At 57.2% G+C, this 15,330-nt stretch carries 22 protein-coding genes; 12 read left to right on the top strand and 10 right to left on the bottom strand.

Annotation, left to right across the window (positions count from 1 at the left end; all coding sequences use genetic code 11):
- From ACP5J3_RS01015 to ACP5J3_RS01000, 4 genes are all read right to left on the bottom strand, one after another.
- Positions 1–420, bottom strand: a 420-nt coding sequence (locus ACP5J3_RS01015) for a hypothetical protein (protein WP_428493938.1), incomplete at its 3' end; no start/stop codon positions are given.
- Positions 421–639: 219 nt separating this feature from the next.
- Positions 640–972, bottom strand: coding sequence for a hypothetical protein (locus ACP5J3_RS01010; protein ID WP_428493937.1), 333 nt, complete (start codon positions 970–972; stop codon positions 640–642).
- Between the two features lie 119 nt (positions 973–1,091).
- Positions 1,092–1,457 carry a hypothetical protein gene (locus ACP5J3_RS01005; protein ID WP_428493936.1) on the bottom strand — a complete coding sequence of 122 codons (366 nt, stop codon included), beginning with the start codon at positions 1,455–1,457 and terminating at the stop codon, positions 1,092–1,094.
- A 111-nt stretch (positions 1,458–1,568) separates the two neighbouring features.
- The gene (locus ACP5J3_RS01000) at positions 1,569–1,883 is read right to left on the bottom strand and encodes a hypothetical protein (RefSeq protein ID WP_428493935.1); all 315 of its coding nucleotides are present in this window, start codon (positions 1,881–1,883) and stop codon (positions 1,569–1,571) included.
- Positions 1,884–1,968: 85 nt separating this feature from the next.
- On the opposite strand from ACP5J3_RS01000, the gene ACP5J3_RS00995 reads away from it, so the two are divergent.
- Complete coding sequence (locus tag ACP5J3_RS00995) at positions 1,969–2,262, top strand: hypothetical protein (protein WP_428493934.1); 294 nt, start codon at positions 1,969–1,971, stop codon at positions 2,260–2,262.
- Positions 2,263–2,275: 13 nt separating this feature from the next.
- Here ACP5J3_RS00995 and ACP5J3_RS00990 read toward each other — a convergent pair whose 3' ends face one another.
- The gene (locus ACP5J3_RS00990; protein WP_428493933.1) at positions 2,276–2,626 is read right to left on the bottom strand and encodes a hypothetical protein; all 351 of its coding nucleotides are present in this window, start codon (positions 2,624–2,626) and stop codon (positions 2,276–2,278) included.
- A 97-nt stretch (positions 2,627–2,723) separates the two neighbouring features.
- Here ACP5J3_RS00990 and ACP5J3_RS00985 point away from each other — a divergent pair, with 97 nt between their 5' ends.
- Together ACP5J3_RS00985 and ACP5J3_RS00980 are read left to right on the top strand one after the other, a co-directional pair.
- On the top strand, positions 2,724–3,038 hold the full coding sequence (locus ACP5J3_RS00985) for a hypothetical protein (RefSeq protein ID WP_428493932.1): 315 nt from the start codon (positions 2,724–2,726) through the stop codon (positions 3,036–3,038).
- 84 nt (positions 3,039–3,122) lie between these two features.
- Positions 3,123–3,443 (top strand): hypothetical protein, encoded by a 321-nt coding sequence (locus tag ACP5J3_RS00980; RefSeq protein ID WP_428493931.1) that lies wholly within the window; start codon positions 3,123–3,125, stop codon positions 3,441–3,443.
- 27 nt (positions 3,444–3,470) lie between these two features.
- Here ACP5J3_RS00980 and ACP5J3_RS00975 read toward each other — a convergent pair whose 3' ends face one another.
- Complete coding sequence (locus tag ACP5J3_RS00975) at positions 3,471–3,827, bottom strand: hypothetical protein (protein ID WP_428493929.1); 357 nt, start codon at positions 3,825–3,827, stop codon at positions 3,471–3,473.
- A gap of 362 nt (positions 3,828–4,189) precedes the next feature.
- On the opposite strand from ACP5J3_RS00975, the gene ACP5J3_RS00970 reads away from it, so the two are divergent.
- Positions 4,190–4,552, top strand: coding sequence for a hypothetical protein (locus ACP5J3_RS00970; protein ID WP_428493928.1), 363 nt, complete (start codon positions 4,190–4,192; stop codon positions 4,550–4,552).
- Here the strand turns inward: ACP5J3_RS00970 and ACP5J3_RS00965 are convergent.
- Positions 4,526–5,242 carry a hypothetical protein gene (locus ACP5J3_RS00965; protein ID WP_428493927.1) on the bottom strand — a complete coding sequence of 239 codons (717 nt, stop codon included), beginning with the start codon at positions 5,240–5,242 and terminating at the stop codon, positions 4,526–4,528. The two genes, ACP5J3_RS00970 and ACP5J3_RS00965, sit on opposite strands and share 27 nt — an antisense overlap.
- A gap of 105 nt (positions 5,243–5,347) precedes the next feature.
- Between ACP5J3_RS00965 and ACP5J3_RS00960 the strand changes: the two genes are divergently transcribed.
- Positions 5,348–5,689 carry a hypothetical protein gene (locus ACP5J3_RS00960; protein WP_428493926.1) on the top strand — a complete coding sequence of 114 codons (342 nt, stop codon included), beginning with the start codon at positions 5,348–5,350 and terminating at the stop codon, positions 5,687–5,689.
- Between the two features lie 37 nt (positions 5,690–5,726).
- On the opposite strand, the gene ACP5J3_RS00955 is transcribed toward ACP5J3_RS00960, so the two are convergent.
- On the bottom strand, positions 5,727–6,254 hold the full coding sequence (locus tag ACP5J3_RS00955; protein ID WP_428493925.1) for an ATP:cob(I)alamin adenosyltransferase: 528 nt from the start codon (positions 6,252–6,254) through the stop codon (positions 5,727–5,729).
- A gap of 125 nt (positions 6,255–6,379) precedes the next feature.
- On the opposite strand from ACP5J3_RS00955, the gene prpB reads away from it, so the two are divergent.
- Positions 6,380–7,306, top strand: a complete 927-nt coding sequence (gene prpB, locus ACP5J3_RS00950; RefSeq protein WP_428493924.1) for a methylisocitrate lyase — start codon at positions 6,380–6,382, stop codon at positions 7,304–7,306.
- Positions 7,299–8,660, top strand: coding sequence for an MmgE/PrpD family protein (locus tag ACP5J3_RS00945; RefSeq protein WP_428493923.1), 1,362 nt, complete (start codon positions 7,299–7,301; stop codon positions 8,658–8,660). The genes prpB and ACP5J3_RS00945 overlap by 8 nt, the downstream gene beginning before the upstream one ends.
- Here ACP5J3_RS00945 and ACP5J3_RS00940 read toward each other — a convergent pair whose 3' ends face one another.
- Positions 8,661–9,626, bottom strand: coding sequence for an NAD(P)/FAD-dependent oxidoreductase (locus tag ACP5J3_RS00940; RefSeq protein WP_428493922.1), 966 nt, complete (start codon positions 9,624–9,626; stop codon positions 8,661–8,663).
- A gap of 75 nt (positions 9,627–9,701) precedes the next feature.
- On the opposite strand from ACP5J3_RS00940, the gene ACP5J3_RS00935 reads away from it, so the two are divergent.
- The 5 genes from ACP5J3_RS00935 to ACP5J3_RS00915 all read left to right on the top strand — a co-directional run bounded on the left by ACP5J3_RS00935 (position 9,702) and on the right by ACP5J3_RS00915 (position 14,127).
- Positions 9,702–10,178 (top strand): 30S ribosomal protein S19, encoded by a 477-nt coding sequence (locus ACP5J3_RS00935; RefSeq protein WP_428493921.1) that lies wholly within the window; start codon positions 9,702–9,704, stop codon positions 10,176–10,178.
- 1 nt (position 10,179) lies between these two features.
- Positions 10,180–10,620 carry a 30S ribosomal protein S17 gene (locus ACP5J3_RS00930; RefSeq protein WP_263246455.1) on the top strand — a complete coding sequence of 147 codons (441 nt, stop codon included), beginning with the start codon at positions 10,180–10,182 and terminating at the stop codon, positions 10,618–10,620.
- A 194-nt stretch (positions 10,621–10,814) separates the two neighbouring features.
- A complete protein-coding gene (locus ACP5J3_RS00925) occupies positions 10,815–12,938 on the top strand; it encodes a hypothetical protein (RefSeq protein WP_428493920.1) in 2,124 nt (707 codons plus the stop codon).
- Complete coding sequence (locus tag ACP5J3_RS00920) at positions 12,908–13,447, top strand: hypothetical protein (protein ID WP_428493919.1); 540 nt, start codon at positions 12,908–12,910, stop codon at positions 13,445–13,447. Before ACP5J3_RS00925 ends, ACP5J3_RS00920 begins: the two co-directional genes overlap by 31 nt.
- 26 nt (positions 13,448–13,473) lie before the next feature.
- Positions 13,474–14,127, top strand: a complete 654-nt coding sequence (locus ACP5J3_RS00915; RefSeq protein WP_428493918.1) for an ERCC4 domain-containing protein — start codon at positions 13,474–13,476, stop codon at positions 14,125–14,127.
- On the opposite strand, the gene ACP5J3_RS00910 is transcribed toward ACP5J3_RS00915, so the two are convergent.
- Complete coding sequence (locus ACP5J3_RS00910; RefSeq protein WP_428493917.1) at positions 14,124–15,197, bottom strand: family 1 glycosylhydrolase; 1,074 nt, start codon at positions 15,195–15,197, stop codon at positions 14,124–14,126. The genes ACP5J3_RS00915 and ACP5J3_RS00910 overlap by 4 nt on opposite strands.
- Between the last annotated feature and the right edge of the window lie 133 nt (positions 15,198–15,330).

The raw sequence follows: 15,330 nt of genomic DNA, 5'->3' as shown, positions 1-15,330 counted from the left end.
CTCGTATTCAAACCTAACCAGGCTGAAGTAGCCAGCTACCTTAATTTTCGGCTCCTCCCTCCACTTCTCCTCGCCCACAGCTCTCACCTCATACGCCCCGCCCCAGGCTAACACTCCGTATTCACACTGCCTCTCTGTTACACAGAGGCTGACGGCGTCTGCCGGGTGCTGTTGCTCTGCGTCAGTTCTGCAGATACGGAGCTTCGAAACCTTGAGGCGGACGACGTCGCCATTTTCTGTCAGCGCTATGAGGTCGCCTAAGAGACAGCCAGGGCCACAGTCGAAGCACCTGTGGCACCTAAGGGACAAGCAACGCCCGTCGGTTTTCACGACTACGTTGACCACCCACCCGTCGTCCCAGTCGTATAAGAGAGCACACGTACCGCCACTACGCCTAACCTTCTTCACTCGGCCACTCATAGCTACGCGCCACTAGAGGAGCCGACACCTGCCAGTAGCATGGCGGCAGATATAGATTGGTGCTAATAAAGTTTCCCGCGCCCGCCATGGCGGGCGGTACCTCTCTAGATAGCTCACTGGCGTCTAGAGCCGCCCTAAAGAGCGTACACGTACCCGCCTCTATCAGCTAGCTAACCCCCGCGCCCCTCATAGCGGGAGCTGAAAGAAGAGAAACGGTCCCTAGATTAGGTGGGGCCCGTCAAAGTCTACCACAACTGTCTTAAACTCCCGCACGTCTATATCTCGGAATGGCTTGTGGACTAGGGGGAGGAGTCTGTCTTCCACTCTGCTCTTGGCGTCCCCGTCCCGTGTGGCGTAGGAGAGGAGGGACAGGGAGACAAACCACTGGTCGGTCTCGACGAGGTTCGGAGTTGCGCTCGCCTCGTTATGAAGAGTTGAGGTATAAGTCTGACCGACGCGTAGCGTACCACCTTCGCTTTCGCTAGTGATAGCGATAAAGTCTATCGAACCGAAACGCCGCGTGGCGTAGAGGTAGGGCGCAACCGAGCGCATCTACAGACCCTCTCCCCAGTCTTAAAAGTTTCACCCCAACCCCCACAGTTGTGGCTAGCAACTCCTCCCCGCCCTCGGATCCCTCTACCCCTTGCGGGGTTGCGGGACTTTAGATAGAGCTACATGACGATTACCTTAGCTGATCTAAGTCGTATCGCCACGTGAGGGAGGTCTCTCCTGCTAGTGTGACTGTGTCTCTGGACTAGCGCATACATCATCTCGCCGCCGTAGTCGCAAAACTCCAGCTCTACAGTTACGTTGACCGCCCGCGAGACCTGGCTCTCGTTAAGCTTCTGTAGAGCTACCTCATCTGCAAGGTGTCGTTCTAAGAAGTGTCGCAACTTCTTGTCAGGCACATCCTCTACAGTTTTCAACTCCACTGTGAAGGAATATGGATAGTCCAACTCTTCGTATATTAGCGAATGGAAGAAGGCGAAGAACCTCTCAAAGCCGAGCACACCCCCTTTTAAGTGCGTAGTCCTCATCTAGCTCTACCAAGGCGGAGGTTTAAAAACCGTCTGGCCCCCGCCTCTGGGAGAGAGTTGTAATACTCAACGGCTCTGCCCCCATGGCGGGTTTGTCGCTACTCTTCATGCCTAAAGGAGCGGGAGTTGCAGAACACCGACAAAGAGCTTGCGGACTATCCTCTTCTCACTCCGTTGCACCAGCCGTACTTCGGGGCCGACGTGGTAGCTCCTCTCTTCGATCTTCACAGCGCCTGTGGTGCCCAGCTCCTCGGCGGTGGCGAAGCCAAGCCAAGGGACGCGTATGGCGGAGTCTGAGAGCTCGTCTAGGTCTTCCCAACGAATGAGGGGTGAGGTCGCGACGACGTGTCTGTCGGAGTATTCAGTGCGGGCCTCGACGTTTACCATATCCACATACGTCCGTAGCCCTATTTTCTTCATCCTCACAGCTACGGGAGAGGCGAGACCTTTAAAATGCTAACTAGCCCTTGGAGGTGGCATAGCTATATAAACAGAGTGCCCGTAGCTGGACATGAGGCTGGACGCGCCGAAGTTCTACGGGGGGAAGGTCGACTTGGCGTGCTTCGACGAGAAGTGCAACGTCTCCATGCGCTGGACTAAGTACTTCAAGACGGGCGAAGAGAGTAGCGTGTTCCACATTTATTCGTTCGACATAACTGAGACGTCCCGCATGCACCTCGTCGAACACGGCTTCCTCTTCCCGTTCCTTTCTGGAACCCCACCTGTCGGAGTCGAGGCGGTGAGGGGAGAGGAGAGGCGCCGCGCGCAACTGGTGTCAGATGTAGCTATACTGTACGTCTTCTAGACGCCAAGCAGAGCTACAGAACGATGTATGCCAAAGGCGAGGTGGCGAGCTCGTAGGGGCTCTTGTTCTTCTTTTTCCTCTCCTGGACTAGCAGGAAGAAGGGCCAGCTGTCGTATACGAGGGGGGAGTCGAGCCTCGTCTCGGCTTTCCCCCTCCGCGCCTCGCTGGCGTACCTAATTACGTGGCCTATCTGGTCTAGGCCCAGTATCCCGCGCTCTTTCTCCTTCCTCCTTCGCTCAGAGAACTCCAGGTAGAACGTGTAGTAGTAGAGGTTCTTGGATATCCCCGGGTACAGGCCAGTTATGTAGAAGGTGTACCACTCTTCGCTGTGGCGCTCAGGCCCCCTAAGCTTTCTATGTCTCACACCTGGCCCGTGAAGGGCGGTTAAAAACGTTGAGCGCACGCCGCCATCTAGCCCGGGGACGCCTAAGGAGGGGCTAACCTTTTAAATTGTGGGCTATGTGTCTATCGTGAGGGTGGAGACGCTGTACTTCAGCGACCTCTTCACATCCGCGCGTATAGACAAGCCCGTTATCGCGAGGAGCGAGTTCACGCACCGCTTCATGTTCGTGGAGAGCTCTGTCGCCGAGCTCTGGAGCATGCTCTACATAGCAGAATTGGCCGTAACAGACGAACACGTAGGGGATTTCGAAGTAGTGCTCAGCCACTGGCCACTCTTGTTTGAAAGAGAGTACGTCGAGGTCAGGCAGCGCAAGGCGAAGAGGACCCTGCGCAGTGAATTAACAGTAAGCCCAGCCACCCACATACTAGTCTGAGCCCTTCAGCTACGTGGCACTAGGCCCCCTACTGCGGATCTGGTTTAGGTAGACAGTTTTTAACGCCAGGAACTATTTCTGCCTATGCGGGTAGAGGCGCCAGTAGGCGGCTTCAACTATATCGAGCCGTCTACCAAGATAAGGCATGTCGGCGTGAGAGCAACGCGGGTCGTCTCACTAGAACTTATGTTCTCCTACACAGAGTTCTACCCGCTGTCTGAGGCCTACGCGCGCGCCTCAGTAGATTTGACGCTAACCGAACACGACGGACAGTCCATGGCCACATACCGCTACAGCTACCACACGCTTGAAGAGGCCTCTGCGCTGTCTATAGCGCGCCTGCCTTTGGTGAAAAAGCAATTTCCCGAGCTCTACCTCCGCCCCGCCCACCTCGTTGTGGTGTAGCGCCATCTGGCTAGCCTTCTGGACAAGCTAGAGGACCACGGGGCTGGCTACTACGTATGTGTAGACTGTGTATATGGAGCCGCCCGTGCGCTCCCTGAGCGCTATCCTCTGCCTCACGTCGAGCCGCGCGTCGGTGTCGTAGATGGCGTGGTGGCGCACCCTTAGCCATACCACGTTCTTCTCTACAGCCCCGTCGGTTAGCGAGTCCGAGAGGTGGCTCTCCCACGACCACTCCCACGCCACGACGTGGTCCAGCGCCACGTCGAAGCCGTAGTCCCTAACCCTGCCTATCGTGCGGTACCTCCGCGGAAACCTAAAGCTCATGGCCAGCTCCTCCAGCCCCCAGATCTTCGGCCTTTCAAAAACCGTGTCGCCCAGCCTCACGAGCCCTACTGTAGCCCTGTTTAAATTGTTACTCGCAAAACTTCTGCGTCGCCGAGACGGTTCATGACAGAAAGAACGACAGGCCTCGCCCTTTAGGACAAGGAGGAGGTCAGAACCCTACCATTTAGATGAAGAGCAACTCGTTCATGTCGCTGAAACCGCTTGGGCGCACTATTTCTCATTCATGTTTTTTATCCCATTTAGATGTTTTTTACAACATTCTTGCAAGAGGAGAGGAAGAGAGGAACTTAAAAGTTTTGCGCCACTGGCACGTCCGGGGCGCGTTACTGACGTAGGTAGCTACGGGCCCGCCCCCAAAGGGGCGTGGCTGGGTGTTTTTAAGGTGGTGGCAACACACAGCTGTGAGGCTGGGGCTGAGGTTCGGGTTTTACACAGGTGTGGAGCATAACTTCTTCGGGGTAGTGCCCCTCGTAGGGGGTGCGGGCGGGGGGCCGTTTTATGGCGACACGATCCCGGGCGGGATGCCCGAGGCGACCACGCTGGCGTCGATAGGGCTCCTCCTGACCGAGTACCTGGAGTTGCACAGAGAGGAGAGCCTTATGTACTCCGGAGGGAGGCCGCTCCTAAAAGAGGGCGGGGGGAACCGGGTGTACTCCCTCGTCATACCGCCAGTCCGCAAGGACGACGGAGTCAGTATCGCGGCGCCCCCCAGGGCGGGGGTAGAGAGGCAACTTGAGCTACACCTGTGCCACATTGTTCTGTAGCCTGCCCTCCCTCTCCAGGAGGTACGCCAGCGCCCCCCTGCACACGGTAGAGGTGGCGACGCCGTATTCTCTGCCGATGTTTTCGATCGCCTCCATGGCCCTCCTCGGCATGTATATCACCGTCTGCACCCTGTCCTTCTTCAAGCTACCGCTGTTCCTCTCCACCGCCTCGCCGAGCTCTACTAGCCTCAGCGGGTCCCCCAGCCCGTCGTCTAGGGCGCGGAGGAGCATGGTGCCCAGCGAGAGGCCGCGGCTCCTCACCAGCTCCCTCACCTCGTCGGCTAGCCAGCGTGGCAACACCACGTTGTACCTAACCCTGCCACGCCCAGGCGCCCTCCCCTCCAAGACGCGCCTGACTAACCTGGCGAACTCCTCCTCTGAGATCGAGAGCAACGCGTCCCTCTCGTAGATGTAGACCTTCCTCCCTCCCCTGCCACTCTGCCTCTTTACGAAGAGGGCGCCTCCCACCTCCTCCAAGAGGGCGCAGAACACCGCGTCCAGCTTCTCAAGACAGCTGTGGCACTTGGGGGGAGATATACACGAGGGGCGGTAGGCCACGCTACCCACACTCGACTCAGCCACCCTCCTCACAAGTCTGTACAGCTTCGACGGGAGGGCCTTAGGCGAAAAATCGCCCTTCTCCAACCTGTACGACTCGCAACCTCGCCCTCCTCCTGCTACCCAGACCATGGCACGGATAGAATGTCTGTTACATAACTTTTCCTCCTTCTACTCTCCCCGAAGAGCAGAGGGGTGGCCCAAGATAGTTTTATGTACAGTAGCAGTCTGTATAGTGTGAGGAGTGAAGTAGTCGAGCTAAGCGTTAATGAGTACGACACAGCTAGAGGGTATGTCGAATACAGAGCGAAGGCAAAGAGAAGCGTAGCCACACAGTCGACAGTCGTCAGCCTCCACCTGGCTAGGTGGAACGAGCAACGGTTCCACGTCGAGCGGAGGGTATCTACAGAAACATACCTGGCGAGGGCCTTCGTCTGGTGTACCGAAGTAAGCATGTCGGTAGTATTTCAACTGTTTAACCTCTTCGCCGAAGGAGCGCTACTCGATATGTGGAGTATCGAACTGCCTAGGAAAATCTCTATAATGTCCACCAATCCAGTTGCGTTTTTTGTGCTATAGCCTGCAGAGAGGGGCGTTGCTCTGAGGCTCCAGGCCCCTAGCTCACGCTTCTGTGTCTGTACTTGATGTGGGGGAGGGTTCTCATCACTTCGAAGGCTAGGTTGGAGAGCTGGTTTAACAGCTTGGCCCCGGCGGACTCTCCCAGCGTTACCAGCCTCCTCTCGGCCCACCTAATCCACACCCGGGCTTCGTCCACCGCCGAGCACTCGGGGGAGGCGCAGGCTATCCAGCTTCTAAGCGGCTCCTCAGGCGCCGCGGCGTAGGCCAGCTTCAGAGCCCTCTTGTACAGCGCCGTTGCCGTGTCTAAGTACTCCGCCTTCCCGGTGGCTAGGTAGAAGCCGAGCTCCATCACGGCGAAGGCCGCGAGGCGCATGATGCGGGCCTGGGGGCGGGGCAGGAGGTTAGCCGCCTTGTGGCTGTACGTAGCCGCCGAGTCCAGCGCGCCGAAGAGCTTAATCAACGGGTCGTCCTTCCTCGCCCTCCTAGCCTCCCCCCTCCAGTACACCAAAGTCTCTCCACCATCACCCGGACATGCAAAGAGCAGTAGACATGGTTTAGACAGCACTACACCTCCCCAAAGTCTAAATATAAATGAATCAGTCAAAATGCCGTGATGAGGCCGCTGAGCTTGGAGTGGTGACGTAATTTCAGCCGGCTGAATTGTTAAGAGTATGTAGAAAATTGGGGGATATGTTGTTTAGAAAGTCTAGGGCGGACGGCGCCGCGCTGTTGAGAGAGGAGTTGCGGAGGCCCGGCATCGTGCTGGTCCCCGGCGTCTTTAACGCGTTGACTGCTTTAATGGCCCAGCAGCTGGGCTTCAGGGCTGTGTACGTATCGGGGGCGGCCGTCACGGCCTCCATGGCCTTGCCCGACCTCGGCTTGATAACTCTTGACGAGATGGTAAAGACCGTGAAGTACATTGTAGACGCCGTAGATGTGCCAGTGATTGTAGACGCCGACACGGGCTACGGCGAGGCACTCAACGTTATGCGCGCCGTTAGGGAGTTCGAGGCGGTGGGCGCCGCCGGGATTCAGCTAGAGGACCAGGTCTTGCCGAAGAAGTGCGGCCACCTCAGCGGCAAGGCCGTCGTGCCGCCGGACGAAATGGCTAAGAAAATCCGCGCCGCCGTGGAGGCCCGGAGAAGTCCAGACTTCGTCATAATCGCACGGACAGACGCTGTTGGGGTGACGGGGTTTGAGGATGCGGTGGAGCGGGCCCAGCTCTACCTAGAGGCGGGGGCCGACGTCATATTCCCAGAGGCCCTCCGGACTGAGGAGGAGTTTAGAGAATTCGCCAGGAGGGTCAAGGCCCCGTTGCTTGCCAACATGACGGAGTTCGGCGTCTCCCCCCTCATACCGGCCAGGCGGCTGGAGGAGTTCGGCTACAAATTTGTAATTTTCCCAGTCACCGCGCTGAGGGTGGCTATGCACGCCATTAGAGAGGTCTTCAGAGCTATAATGAACGAGGGGACGCAGGCGCGGTGGCTGGACAAGATGTTCACACGGAAGGAGCTCTACGACTTGGTTAAGTACTACGACTACGAGAAGTTGGACACAGAAATTTCTAGACATATAGACAATATTTATAAGAGCGGGCGGGGTGGGCGCCATGGATAGAGTCACGAAGATCCTGGCGGAGTACACCAGCGCCGTAGACTACTCCAAGGTGCCTCTAGAGACTCGTCATGAGGTTAAGCGCAGGATCATCGACTCCATGGCGGTGGCCTTCGCGGCGTACAACGCAGAGCCCGTGGCTATCGCCAGGAGAGTCGCGTCGAAATTCGCCACTTCGAGGGGGGCCAGGTTGCTGGGCACGCGCTACGAAACCACTCCAGACTGGGCCACTTTTGTAAACGGCCTCATGATCCGCTACCACGACTACAACGACACCTACCTCTCCAAAGAGCCCCTCCACCCCAGCGACTTGATCGGCGCCGCACTGGCGGTGGGCGACTACGTAGGCGCGGAGGGGACAGACCTCATCACAGCCGTAGCCATAGGCTACGAGGCGTCGGTCACCTTCTGCGACGGCGGGACTCTGCGGAAGAGGGGCTGGGACCACGTCAATTTCCTGGGGATTGGCAGCGTGCTGGCCGCCGCCAAGCTACTACGCCTCGACGCGGCCAAGACACAGCACGCCCTCGCCATCTACGCCGTTCCCCACGCCGCGATGCGCCAGACGAGGGTGGGCGAGCTATCTATGTGGAAGGGCGCCGCCGCAGCCAACTCAAGCCGCAACGCAGTATTCGCCACGTTGCTCGCACAAGAGGGCTACACAGGGCCCTTTAAGCCGTTTGAGGGGGAGATGGCTTTCTTTAAACAGCTGTTACAGGGCGACTTCGATCTGGGGGTGCTGAAGAGTATGGAGGAGGGGAGGCCGCCCCGTAGGATACTCGACACGTACATCAAGCCGTACCCAGTGGAGTACCACGCCCAGACAGCCGTCGAGGCCGCCTTGAAGCTCAGGGAAAGGGTCAGAGTCGAGGAGGTTGAGAAGATTAGGATAGACACCTACGAGGCGGCCTACACAATCATCGGCCCCAAAGACCCCGAGAAGTGGGACCCCCACACCAAGGAGACGGCGGACCACTCCATAATGTGGATCACCGCCGCGGCGTTCTTCTGGGGCCCGATAAAAATAGAGCACTACAGAGACGTGAGGAACCCCGCCGTCCTCTCCCTAATGAAGAAGATAGAGGTCAACCTCGACCCGGAGCTAGACAAGCTCTACCCGCAGGCCTTCCCCACCGTAATTACGGTCTACACCAAGGGAGGGGGTAAATACACCGAGAGAGTGGACTACGCGAAGGGGCACCCCAAAAACCCCATGACCGACGCCGAGCTCGAAGATAAGTTCAACACACTAACCCGCGACGTACTGCCGGAGGAGGCTAGGAGGAAGGCGCTGAAGATTATGTGGAGACTGGAGGACTACAGCGCGGCGGACCTCCTTGAGGCCCTCGTAACTTAGCTATTTTTTCTCTGCTTTCCAATCTACGAGGCTGTGCACAGGCCTGCCCTTTATTTTCATTACGTGCGCCGTGGCTGAGAGGGCCGCGGCGACTCCCATGGCGGCCGAGATCACAGCTTGCTTATAGGGGTAGGCCACTATGTCGCCGGCGGCGAACACCCCCGGCGTCTTCGTCCTGCCTTCCCAGTCTGCGATGATTTCGCCCCTCTCGTTTAGATCCACCAAGTGCTTAACGAAGTCGCTCTTGGTGACGTAGCCCACTTCTACAAAAACCGCCGCAACTGGAAGCTCCTGCACCTCTCCGGTCTTCCTGTTCTTCACGACGATTGCTCTCACCTTTGTATCGCCTTTTATCTCCACCACCTCGCTGTTGGGCACAAGCACAGCCTTGCCGAGCTTCTTTGCCTGCTCTAGAAACTCCTCGTCGTGGATGGGCCTCTCCGAGGGGAATATCCAGTAGAACTTGTTAGATGTGGAGGAGAGGATGGTCACAGGCTCCCTCGCCAAGTCGCCCCAGCTGACTAGGGCGACGTCTTGCCCTTTGAAAAACGGCGCGTCGCAGATGGTGCAGTAGGAGACGCCCTTGTTTTTAAACTTGGCCTCGCCCGGCACCCCCAGCTCCTTCGGCGTCTTGCCAAACGCCAGTATCAAGGCGAGGCTCTTGTACTCGTCGCCGCCCTCGGTCCTCACGACAAACACGTCGCCCTGCTTCTCCACGGTCTTAACCTCGTCGAATATAATCTCAGCGCCGAAGGTCCTCGCCTGCTGCTCAACTCTCTTGGCGAGCTCAGGCCCCGAGATTTTGTGGATAGCCGGGTAGTTCTCGATGAGAGTCGTCATGTTGAGCTGGCCGCCGAGGTCCTTGCTGATCACCAGCGTCTTCAGCCTCTGACGCGCCGTGTACAACGCCGCGGACAGCCCGGCGATGCCCGCGCCTACGATAATCACGTCGTAGTCCACCTCCATGGCCACCGTTTCCAATGTCCATTTTTAAGATTTCTACGGCAGAAAGTTTTTAAAAGGGGTCCATTGGCCACCTTCGTGTCTTCAAAAGAGCAGGAGGCTCAGAAAGGCAAGCAGGGCTGGATCACCCCGGCGGTGATACCGCCGGAGGAGTGGGCCACTTTTAGATACCGAGGTAAGACGCTGGAAGAGTTGCTAAACATGCCAATGGACGAGTTTATCAAACTTCTGCCAGCCCGCCAGAGGAGGAGCCTAAAGAGGGGGCTGAAGCCAGAGCACAGAAAGCTACTGGAGAAGATCAGGAAGGCCAAGAGGCTGGCCGCGCAGGGGAAGAAGGTCGTAATAAAGACACACGCCCGCGACATGATAATATTCCCAGAGATGGTCGGCTTGACTATCCAGGTGTACAACGGCATCACCTACATACCTGTGTACATATCGCCGTGGCACATAGGGCACTACCTAGGCGAATTCGCAATAACGACAAAAATTGTGCAACACGGCGAGCCTGGGCTGAAGGCCACGAGATCCTCGCTACACATAGCGGCGAAGTAGTATGGCCGCCGTCAAGCTCCAGGCAAGGCCAAAGCCAGGCGACACCTTTACGCTACCTAATGGGAAGAAGGTAGAGGTGAGGGACATAGGCGTGCCCTACGTCCTGCCGCCGGCCGCCGTCTGCGACGACCCGCTCTGCCCGTGGCACGGCCATCTAAAGATTAGGCTGAAGCTCCTCGAGGTGACCGTCGAGAAGGTGAGGATGCACAAAGCCGCCGTGGTGACCCACGAGTGGGTACACTACATCAGGAAGTACAATAGGTATGAGCGCAGGAGGAGGAGGATGAGGGTGAGAGTCCCCGAGTGTATTGAGGTGAAGCCGGGAGACAAGGTGATCATAGCAGAGACGAGGCCGCTCTCCAAGACAATATCCTGGGTAGTCATAGGCAAAAAGGAGGACGTAACTGAGTGGACTGCCAAACACGAAGCCCTAGGGACCTAAACCAGCAACCATAGGAGGCCCGAATAGGATTCGTATTGCGTCAATTATATATTGGAGACATTTTCAAGAGCCCATGGTAGGGAGGTTTTTTCCAAACCGCGTTGTTGATAGCCGCGCTAGCGACGGCTATGTCAGCCTCTTCTCCGCACAGGCCAGCGTATACGTCGGATTACATCTGTCTGGATGCTTTAGACGTGGGGGTTTCTAATCCCCATGGCGTTGCGCTGAGCGTCTACTTAGACGGCGAGGGGTTCCGCCCAACCGCCCTGTACGTCGAGGGCGATGTCGTGTCAGGAGTCTTTCCAAACGTAACAAACGTGGTGTATACAGTGGTGATGCCGCAAAAAGCCAAGAGGGTCTGTCTTGACCTGCCTATTTCTAAGTCTGCGCCAGATTCCGTGCAGAGAGCCGCCGAGGAGTACGCGAGGGCAAAGGGGCACCTATACGCAGTCGCTACCCCGAAAGGACGCGGCTACCTCTTGGTGGAGAACCGGACTTCAGATATCCCGCCTTTTGTTAAGTGGCCCGGCGGCGGCGCCACGGCGAAGCCGACAGATAGATGGGAGGTCGTGCCGCGGGGCGGCAAGAGGGGCGGAGAGCCGGTGGCCTCGGCCACGGCTAACGTGGGCGACGTGGTGGGCTACATCCGTAGCGTTGCGTATAACTTCACGAGATACCCGGGCGGTTGCACGAAGAATCCATACCGGATTGCCCTACCCAACGGCACGTTGTGGATTGAGTTTATCTTCACCAACGCGACGACGCGTGGAGACTATACAGTTTATATAGATATATACGACGCCCCGGTGGGGGGCGCTACGGTGTTTTACGACGTATATGGACAGCGGGTAACTGTCGATAAGAGATCGCCGACCTACCTAGCCAGGCATGTAGATGTGCCAGCCGCGGCTCAGGACAGAATCATATATTTAGAGGTGTGGACCTGCGGCGGCCCGCCCGGTGTTTTAGATGGATACGTCGTGTTTAGGGTGCGGACGAGTGACTACTACGCCGACTATGTGCGCTACCCGATCCAGCCCGGCGCTGTGGTTGTTGTGAAAAACACCCTTACAAGCCCCAGCCTAAATGATATGTACTCTAACACCACTCACGTAGTCCTTCCGCCTTTCGAAACTCCGCCCGGCCACTGGGTAGGAACCGGCGCGCTGGCCGCAGACGTCACAATTAAGCTCTGCACCACGAGCTCCTCCACGCCGCCGCCCTCCTACTTCGGACCGCTGAACCTGTACTACGGCCCCTACTGGGTAGCCTCAACATCCGTGGCGGCGCAGAGTTGCGGCTGGCAGAGTACTGGCGGCTACAGTCTCTACTGCTGCACCTACAGGGCCAACACATGGAGCTGGATAAACGCCCAGGATCAAGTCGCCACGGCATATTCGCTGAGAAATCCACTCGGGTTCCCAGTAATCCTAGGCCCTATACCCAGCTCCGGCGCCATCGTGTACTCGGACGCCGTTATTAACACGCTTTACTACAGAGGCCAGAGGAGGCCCGACATAGCGCCACCCGATTCGATTATTTACTCAAGCTACGGCCACAATTTTGCCGACGTCATTCTATACTACCTAAACGTGAGGGGCACATCTGGCGTGGGCATCAGGATAGACATAAAGATACAGTCTTCAGGGGGAGATAGACTTGCCCCTAACATTCCCGTATCCCTCTCTCCGTTCATGATTAAGACGCAGAGCGGGGCAGTGGTCTATAGTCAACCCGATAGGGTAGAGGTCGTCATTTCATCTCCTTATAGTATCGCCATACGCTATGTTACGCCAGGTAATGGAAAAACTCTGGTTCCAAGCCAGAGCCTAAGGAGTGCTTTGGAGTCTATCTCAGCTGTTCTCGACACCTTAGGGGCTCTCGCCAAGGGGCTTCAATTTGTTAATTATTACGTTAGAAGCCCGTACTTAGGTGGCGCCGCCGTTGCTATGTCTTTTATAAGCTCTGTGGGGAGGTACATAACTGAGTCCGCCGAGAGCACCGTTACCACTTCTCATATTACATACTCAGTAATAGCCACGGCGAATATAAGGTGGGCTGAGAAGCAAACACAACACGCCTTTGCGATAAGTTTGAGAGTGAACGCTGGCACAAATCCCACCTCTATTAGCATTCACAGAGTGAACGTATGGGAGGGGAGTAGCGTTAGGACTTACTCAATATCTGCCACATCTACGGTGCCTTTAAGGCTAAGTTCTGCTACGCAAAAAGTTTACGAATTCCGTAACTTCTTCTGCCTTTTTAACGAGGTGCCAGACGTATATTCATGGACTTGCAACTACGGCGGGTTCAGATAGTTGTGCCTATTTTCTCTGCCGCCGTCTTGTTCCTACTTTTTTTACCGCTTTATTTTCTAGATCCCTCTTTCTACTCGGTGGCGCCACTCGGGTTTTCGCTCGCCTACATCGCCGCGTTTAGGCCGCGGCTTCTGGCACTCTGGCCCCCCGCCTTCATCGTGCCCGTCTTGTACCGCTTGGGTGTTCTCGACGCTGTGTGGGTTCTCTGGTACACCGTGTTTACCACCGTTTTGGCGTACCTCTTAGCGCTGTCTCTGGGAAATAGGGGTTGCCGCCTCGTGTCTCTGGCGGTTTTCTGGCTGATGTCGCAGGTCGCCCCCTTCGTCGTAAGCCTCCCGCTGTTTCTGTTGTTCGGCCCAGTCTTCGGCGTCCCCCTGCCCAACCTCTGGGAGTACCCCCTCTACGTGGCTGTGTACTGGATTATATATCAAACCCACGGAAGAGCTGTGAACTGGTGCCAGAGGCACATTGAGGAGCCCGAGCTCAGGTGCTGGTGCTCTAGAGAGTAGATTTAAGACCCGGGTTGCTGTGGGGCGTGAACCCGGTGGTGCTGGTCGACACGAGAGAGTGGGCTCTGGAGGTGGTTAGGGCCATAAAGGAGGCTGGGTGCGGCGTCTTGAAGACGAGGCTTGAGGTGGGTGACTACGTCGCTGGGGATTTTGTCTTTGAGAGGAAGAGTGTAGACGACTTCGTAAACTCGGTGGTGGAGGGGAGGTTGTTTGAACAGGCGGAGAGACTTAGATCGTCCGGCATGAGACCCGTCGTGGTGGTGGAGGGGGATCTCTGGGGCGAACTGAGGTTTAGGAGGGTGTCGCCCAACGCGGTTTTGGGAGCTCTGCTGGCCCTGGCGTCTATGGGCGTCGGGCTGATCTACACCGAGGATAGGGCCCAGACGGGGGCTTTAGTGTGCCTCGCCGCTAGGCGCGAGTCGTCTAAGAGGGGGGTCAAGGCGCCTGTCGCCAAAAAGCGTGGGATCGACATCAGATCTCTGCAGATTGCCCTTCTGGCCTCCCTCCCCGGCATAGGGCCTAGGCGTGCCGAGGAGTTGCTGAGGCGGTACGGCACGCCGCTCAACGCCCTGTTGAACTACAGATCTTGGAATGTCGACGACAGGAGCCACATGGCCATAAAAAGGGTGCTGGAGACCCCATACGGCGACAGCTCGACTCTCGACGACTTCCTCGGCTAGAGCGGTTGCCAGCGCCACTCATAGCCAAGGTCGAGATTCTCCAGCCTACAGGCGGGGGGGTTTCTCAACGTCTCTCTAAATACGTGGGCGAGTTTTGTAGGCACTCTCCGTGTCCCCTTGACGTCTATGAGCGCGAAGAAGGGCTGATACCCCAGGCCCCACTCGTAGCCGTGTAGAAAGCTCCACCAAATCGCGGCCTCCGGCTTCACCTCTTTGAATATGCCAGCCATGGCGCATAGGTAGCTGTACCTCAGCTCCTCGTCTCTTGTGGCTATGCCGAACTCCGTCACGGCGAGGGGTCGGGGGGGCCTTACCTCCAGCAGAGCCTCGGGCCTCAGCACGAACCTCAGCGAGAAGTCGTCGTATCTCCCCACCACGTAGAAGTTGAGGGCGGCGTAGTCCATCTCCCGAAACATACTCATATACCTGTCGTTCTGCTTGTTTAGGAAGTGCAGCACCGCCTTGAAGACGGGGCTCCTCGCCTCGAATCTGGTGTATGAATGGGTGAAGGTGGCTTTGACGCCGTAGCTCTTCAACACGTCCCGCGCCTCGGTGATGGCGCGGTCAATCACCGACTGGGCTCTTCTCATGTTTTTAATAGAGAGGTAGGCGAATGGGGGCAGGTCGCCCCTTCCGTACGCCAGGTAGGTGTACATATTCGGCTCGTTGAAGATAATGGCGACGTCTATGTAGTCCCCCAGCTCCCGAGCCACGAGGTCTACATATGAGAGGAACCTCGCCGCGACCACCCGGCTCTCCCACCCCCCGTGTCTCCACACCCAGCGGGGGTTGGTGAAGTGGTGTAGGGTGACCCAGGTCTCCAACCCCGCCTCCTTGACGTCGCCGAGGTATCTCTCGAAGAGCCTAAGCGCCTCCCGGTCGTAGCGCCCCTCCACGGGCTCCACCATAGCCCACTCCACGCCGGTCCTAAAGATCTCAAGCCCAACAGCCTTGGCCAGGCTTATGTCCTCGTTGTAGAAAAGCAGGTGGTGAGCCCCCGGCTCGTCCGGCATGTCGCACCTACAGAAGCCGAAGTGTTGGTAAGGCGAAATCGCGGCGCCGATCTTCACACCCCACACCAGCCATCATTTAAAAACGATTAGCTCCACGAAGCACATGTATTGCGCATATACCCCGAGTCTTCAGTTTCCATCTCCTGGACAAAAGGTGAGTTAATACAGCCGGCCACAGCGGCTTACTGGC

It is taken from the genome of Pyrobaculum sp. (genome assembly GCF_049971835.1).
Lineage (GTDB): Archaea > Thermoproteota > Thermoprotei > Thermoproteales > Thermoproteaceae > Pyrobaculum.
Note: the sequence above shows the minus strand (reverse complement) of the source record. Positions and strands in the feature narration are given on the sequence as shown.